The organism is Limosilactobacillus albertensis, from assembly GCF_014145555.1.
GTDB lineage: Bacteria > Bacillota > Bacilli > Lactobacillales > Lactobacillaceae > Limosilactobacillus > Limosilactobacillus albertensis.
Map to the genome: position 1 here is coordinate 24,058 of NZ_JACIVD010000023.1, position 6,084 is coordinate 30,141.

The 6,084-nt window shown below is 39.2% G+C and carries 6 protein-coding genes; 4 read left to right on the forward strand and 2 right to left on the reverse strand.

The features are described from left to right. Window positions 1-71 precede the first annotated feature (71 nt). Entirely contained in the window at window positions 72-350 is a 279-nt protein-coding gene (locus H5S41_RS00365; RefSeq protein ID WP_229723656.1) for a hypothetical protein, read from the forward strand. Window positions 351-406: 56 nt separating this feature from the next. On the opposite strand, the gene H5S41_RS00370 is transcribed toward H5S41_RS00365, so the two are convergent. Further along, entirely contained in the window at window positions 407-1,756 is a 1,350-nt protein-coding gene (locus tag H5S41_RS00370) for an FAD-dependent oxidoreductase (protein ID WP_182601519.1), read from the reverse strand. 277 nt (window positions 1,757-2,033) lie between these two features. Here H5S41_RS00370 and H5S41_RS00375 point away from each other — a divergent pair, with 277 nt between their 5' ends. From H5S41_RS00375 to H5S41_RS00385, 3 genes are all read left to right on the forward strand, one after another. Continuing rightward, window positions 2,034-2,354 carry a hypothetical protein gene (locus H5S41_RS00375; protein ID WP_182601521.1) on the forward strand — a complete coding sequence of 107 codons (321 nt, stop codon included), beginning with the start codon at window positions 2,034-2,036 and terminating at the stop codon, window positions 2,352-2,354. 142 nt (window positions 2,355-2,496) lie between these two features. Then, window positions 2,497-3,204, forward strand: a complete 708-nt coding sequence (locus H5S41_RS00380) for a hypothetical protein (protein ID WP_182601523.1) — start codon at window positions 2,497-2,499, stop codon at window positions 3,202-3,204. Between the two features lie 75 nt (window positions 3,205-3,279). Further along, entirely contained in the window at window positions 3,280-4,014 is a 735-nt protein-coding gene (locus H5S41_RS00385) for a M57 family metalloprotease (RefSeq protein ID WP_182601525.1), read from the forward strand. Window positions 4,015-4,067: 53 nt separating this feature from the next. Here H5S41_RS00385 and H5S41_RS00390 read toward each other — a convergent pair whose 3' ends face one another. After that, complete coding sequence (locus H5S41_RS00390) at window positions 4,068-5,876, reverse strand: heavy metal translocating P-type ATPase (RefSeq protein ID WP_182601527.1); 1,809 nt, start codon at window positions 5,874-5,876, stop codon at window positions 4,068-4,070. Window positions 5,877-6,084: the final 208 nt, after the last annotated feature.

Below are 6,084 nucleotides of genomic sequence, written 5' to 3' on the forward strand. Positions count from 1 at the left end.
GCGGTGACCATATTGCTTTTGTTTTTGGCTGAATCATCTATAATTAAAGTGGTAGAAAGAAGATGAATATTATGGCAAAAGGAAAGGTAAAAACTAACGATAAGCGTTCAATTCAAGACGTTAAGTTAGATGAATTAGCTGGCTTATTGAATGAATATGATGTCAATACGATGGGAGCATTAGTCAAGTCCCTAAAGAAGAGTCAAAAGAAGAATAAGCAAAGCAAAAAAGATGAGTTACGCGATACAATTGAGCGCCAACAAGAACATATTGATGAACAAAAGGATATGATTGATCAGCTTAATAATCATATTTCAAAGCTAATTGATCGACTTGATAATAAATTATAAATAAAATAACGGCTTCGGATGCTTAGACAGGACTAAACATTCGAGGCCGTTATTTATTAATTATTGACCGGATTCTTAAATAAGTCGTTAAAAGCTTCACTGATGGTTGGGTGAGTGTAGATTTGATCACGAAGCATTTGGTATGGAAGTTTTGCGCGCATTGCTAAGACGATCATATTGATGATTTCCTGGGCTTCTTGAATATATAATGTTGCACCGATAATTAAGTTTGTTTGTGGATCAACTAAAACCTTAAGCAGCCCCCGTGTATCCTTCAATACCTTGGCTTTTGGAATAGCAGCAGCAGGCATTTTGAAGAGCAGGTAGTCTTTTCCTTGTTTTTGGGCTTTTTTTTCTGTGAGTCCAACTTGGGCAAGGGATGGTTCAATAAATACATTGGTGGGAACAATTAAACGATCACTAACTCGCCGTTCTTTGTTACCGAACAATTCATCTTTAATAATGCGGAAGTCGTCAAGTGAGATGTAGGTAAATTGAGGACCGCCTTTTACATCCCCGATCGCCCAAACATTCGGGACGTTGGTCTGCAACAAGTCATTGACAACAATAGCGCCTTTCTTATCGACCTTAATATCAGTGTTTTGAAGGTCAAGGCTTGCCGTTTCTGGTTGTCGTCCAGTAGCTGCTAAAATTTTATCGGCAAAAATGGTTATTTCATGGTTGTCGCCTCGGGTAAAGGTAATAGCTGCCTGTTCGTCTTGTTCGCTAATATCTTTAATGTTAACGCCAACTTCAAATTTTACGCCATTATCCTTAAAGTTTTGGATCACCATTTCAGCAACATCATCGTCTTCACGAGGAAGCAATGACTTATGGTGGTCAAGGATAGTGACACGCGAACCAAAGGAAGCAAACATATTTGCGAATTCAAGCCCAATATAGCCGCCACCAATAATAACAAGTTCACGGGGGAGCTTATCTTGATTCATTGCATCGGTTGAATTTAATAAGAATGGACTGTTTTTTAACCCCGGAATATCAGGAATAGTTGGAGTTGCGCCAGTGTTGATAAAGATTCGCTCACCCTTGTAGGCCAGTTCCTTACCATCAGGCGTTTGAACGTTAATTGTATGGTTACCGGTGAAATGAGCAGTTCCATCTAGGACAGTAATGTTATCTTCACTAGCCAGCATTTGATAATTTTTTTGACGTAATTGAGCAGTCATTACATTTTTGCCGTCTACTGCGTCTTCAAATGATGTTCCATGCGCAGCTTCAATAATCAAACGCTTGGAAGGGAGACAGGCAATATTGATGCAGGTTCCGCCATACATTTGTTTTGATTTTTCAACAACAAGAACCTGCTCGCCGTGTTGAGCAAGAAATTTGGCAAGCGTCTTTCCGCCCTTACCAAAGCCGATGATAATATTTTTGATAGTTTCCATTGAAAATCCTCCAATTTTAATTCTTCTATATATTTAGAAATTATACTAATAATAAACGTCCTGTCACTTAAAACGCTTAAATAAGACGATTGTTTAGTTTGAATTTTATTGAACAAAGTTATAGGATAATAACGTGAATATATTAGTCCCAACTGCAGTCAGAGCTTTTATATTAAAGAAAAACGTAAAATATTAATATTGTATATTAGTGATCATAGATACTATGTCATCAATATAAAACGTTTTACTAAAAAGTTTTGATTGAGGAGAGACGATGATGAAAGCAGCACATTTAGTTGAAAAATCCAAGGATGCAAAAGGGGCAAAGTCGGTTGTTCAAGAAACAAAATTTATTGATATCTTGAGCAAGGTTGCGACTGTTGTAGCTATTTTGATGTACGTATCCTACATTTCGCAGATTAAGAATAATCTCGCGGGTAATTATGGTGCTCCCTTACAGCCGTTGGTAGCAGCGCTTAACTGCACATTATGGTGTATTTATGCTTATTTCAAACAACAACGTGATTGGCCTGTTTTCTGGGCAAACTTTCCGGGAATTATCTTTGGCTTAATTACCTTTATTACATGTTTACATTAATCGTGAATAAGAGAGTGGAAATGACTACTTATTATTGAAGTTATTTCCGCCTTTTTTATCTCTAAAATTTATTGACTTTGGTTTCGCCCGCCATTGTTTATATGATATAATTAATCGAACATACGTTTAGGGGGCATACACAATGCAGGATACAACGCCGATTATTCATTTCGGCTCCTTTTTGCCGGTAACTACAATGATATTACATTCATTACCAACAAAAGAAAAGTTAAGCAGTGCGGGCAGGAAGGCTTCAAAGATTGAGGATTTTGGTCAATTACGACAGGTTTTAAATGGGGACGCGCGGCTTTTAATCCTCGACCTGGAATTTTATCAGGATCAAAAGAAACATAAGAATTGTGTTGCACAGATCGCAGGACGTATGTTTGAGGGTCATAGTAGTTTTAATTACCATTTATATGCCAACAATATGCCAGCGGACCGTCAATTGTCATTTTTACAACAATATGATTTGCGTTTTTCTGAGGCAGCTACATACAGTATTGAACAGATTTTTCAGCGAATCTTTAACTTTATTGATATTGAGCAGCCGGATTATATTGTCAGCTGGGATAATAGTACCGATTTTGAACTGTTAAATCGGGAGGCTAACCGTTTGAAGCTTGCTAAGGACGAACGACCATGGCGTACTATTCAATCCCTTGATCTAGAAAGATTAGTTGCTAAGGAAGTATGGAAAAACAAAAGCGGCATTAGTCTTGAAAAAATGTGCCGGTTGCTACACTTTCCACCGATAAAGTATCATCAAGCACAGAACGATGTTGTGGCAATTGAACAAATTTTAAAGTTTTATGCTCGTGACTTATGGCGAGAATTAAATTGTTATTGATCGTTACCAAAATTTAAAATTTAGTTCACGATTTATCCCGATTAGCTTTTTATAATTGTTAGTAATTGAAAGAAGGTGAACGAGATAAATTTCATTTTTCGACTGCTTAAGCGGATAATTATTTTAGGACTTGTAGTAGGTGGAGGATGGCTTTATTTCAATGATGCAGAGGTTCAAGCAACGACAAACCAAACTGCATGGAACGTTCGTAACCGAATTGCTGAGCTGATTGGCAAAGGTGATGCAAATTCAAACGATAATTCTAACCTCCACTTAAGTGATGCAAATAATAGTTCTTCTAAAAATCAGCAGGAACCAACGACTGAGCAGCAAACAAGTACACAAACTTCGATTTCCTCTACTGGGCGTTGGGCAACGAATCAGGCAACAATCTATGTGAATACAAATAATGCGCAACTCGATGCGGCGGCAAATACTGCAATTCAAAACTGGAATCAAACTGGTACATTTACATTTAAACCAGTGAATAATCAAAGCAAGGCCGATATTGTTGTAACAACGATGAATCGTTCTGATTCAAATGCGGCAGGATTAACGAAAACCTCATCTAATTCATTAACCAGAAAGTTTATGCATGCAACGGTTTATCTCAATACATATTACTTAACTGATCCAAATTACGGTTATAGTCAGGAAAGGATTGTAAATACGGCAGAACATGAACTTGGTCATGCAATTGGCCTTGATCATACAAATGCTGTTTCAGTGATGCAACCAGCTGGCTCGTTCTACACAATTCAGCCAACTGATATTCAAGCAGTACAAAAGTTGTATTCAGAAAATAAATAAAGTATAAAAGCAGGGAAATAAGGTGCAAAAACCTCTTTCTCTGCTTTTTAGCGTTAATTTGTCATTTTTCGTGCTTTTAGTGCCCACAAAATAGAAACAGTGTCGATTACTTCTTGTAACATTGCCCCCAAGAATGCGGGGATAATTCCTGTGCTGGCGATAAGCATTAGGATAGTACAGATGGCAATACCGATTAAAACGGCTTGCTTGGCTATTTTTAGGGTTTCCTGTGAAATTGTAACTGCTTTGGCAACTCGTGAAAGATCATCTTTGAGGATAACAACAGTAGCAGATTCACTAGCGGCTGTTGATCCATGAGCGCCCATTGCAATACCGACATCAGCTGTTGCTAAGGAAGGCGCGTCATTGACACCATCGCCGACCATGAAAACAGGATGTTCAGTGGTAGGAATAGCTTTTAGGGCTTTGATTTTATCCTGGGGAAGCAAGTCGGCTTTTACCTGGGTGATGCCGACTTGTTGCGCGACCTTATCTGCAATGACTGCTTGATCTCCGGTAAGCATTAATAGGTTAGTAACACCGAGCTCTTTTAACCGCTGCATTGTTTGCTTTGCTTCTGGACGAATGTGGTCTGTAAAAGTAATAGCACCGTAGTATTGACCGTCAACACTAATATAGATAGCCGTCGATGCGACCATTCGATCAATATCTTCGGGCGATACAAATTTTAATTTGCCGACCTTAACATCATGACCATCAACGGTTGCTAAAATTCCCTTCCCGGTTATTTCTTCAAGCTGGTCGACTGGGGATAAGGAGATGTTATCAGCTGTTGCATAGGAAAGCAGGGACCGTGCTAAGATGTGCGATGATTGTTGTTCTGCGCTTGCGGCGTAATGTAAGAGCTGTGTTGAATCGATTTGTTCTGCTGCCAAGATTTTATCGACGGTTAACTGCCCGCTGGTAATAGTTCCTGTTTTATCAAAGGCCCCCGTTTTTGCAGCAGAAAGTTTTTCGAGGACGCTTCCTGTTTTCACAACAATTCCGTTCCGTGATGCCCTGCTCATACCGGACACCATTGCCACAGGTGCCGCTAAAATTAATGGACACGGGGAAGCAACAACTAAGACTTCCGCAAAACGCTCTGGTCGACCAGATAACGCCCAGGCAATCAAAGAGATAATAATCGCAATAATTGTAAATGGGACAGCATAACGATCAGCAAGCCGAACAAAATGCGCAGGGGTTGATTCAGCTTCCTTAACCAGTTTAACAAGCTGCTGGTATTGACTATCTTTTGCCAGCTTAGTTACTTGCAAGGTAATGGCGTGGTCGCCGTTAACTGATCCTGACATTACTTCATCACCGGTGGCTTTTGAGACTGGCCGCGACTCTCCGGTTAATGAGGACTCATCAAATAATCCGCTCCCCTTTTTTATAAAGCCATCGACTGGAACCAGCTCACCCGGCTTGACAGTTATTAGGTCATTAACCTTAACATCGTTGACAGGAATGTCTTTCGTTCCGTTATTACATATTAAGTGTGCTGTATGAGGAGAATTATCAAGGAGGGCTTTAAGCTCAGTATTTGCTTTTTTAGCTGCGTAGTCCTCAAGCGCGTCTCCGCCGGTAAGCATTACTAAGATAACCATTGCTGCCCAGTATTCGCTGACGGAAAGGGTGGCAACAACTGCCAAAATAGCGAGCAGGTCAACTCCGTATTTGCCGCTGCGGAGAGTTTTGATCATCCCGATAAACATTGAGAATGCAACAATTGCCCCAACGATTGTTACCAAAATTTGTGCTAGTAATTGCTGATGAAAGGCGAATTGAAGTATAACCGCAATTGCAGCAATTACTAGAATAGTTATTAATTTTTGCTTATTGGAAAATTTTTTCATGGCAACCTCCCGAAACTTAACTTGGTTATCTTTATTATAAGAGTTTTACGTGAAAACTGCTTGCTTTGTCATGGAAAAACGAAAAAATGGGCAATATCTATTATCACAAGGAAACGCCCCAACATGTGCTTGTAAGTTTTATGCTTGCTTTTTATTAAAATAATTATTGTTCTTATCAGAATATAAGCCTTTTTTATTCGTGATAGGA

What these genes read in the sequence shown, in the direction of transcription:
- H5S41_RS00380 (WP_182601523.1), top strand. Translation starts at nt 2,497, where the DNA reads ATGCAGGATACAACGCCGATTATTCATTTCGGCTCCTTTTTGCCGGTA.
- H5S41_RS00390 (WP_182601527.1), bottom strand. Translation starts at nt 5,876, where the DNA reads ATGAAAAAATTTTCCAATAAGCAAAAATTAATAACTATTCTAGTAATT.
- H5S41_RS00370 (WP_182601519.1), bottom strand. Translation starts at nt 1,756, where the DNA reads ATGGAAACTATCAAAAATATTATCATCGGCTTTGGTAAGGGCGGAAAG.
- H5S41_RS00375 (WP_182601521.1), top strand. Translation starts at nt 2,034, where the DNA reads ATGAAAGCAGCACATTTAGTTGAAAAATCCAAGGATGCAAAAGGGGCA.
- H5S41_RS00365 (WP_229723656.1), top strand. Translation starts at nt 72, where the DNA reads ATGGCAAAAGGAAAGGTAAAAACTAACGATAAGCGTTCAATTCAAGAC.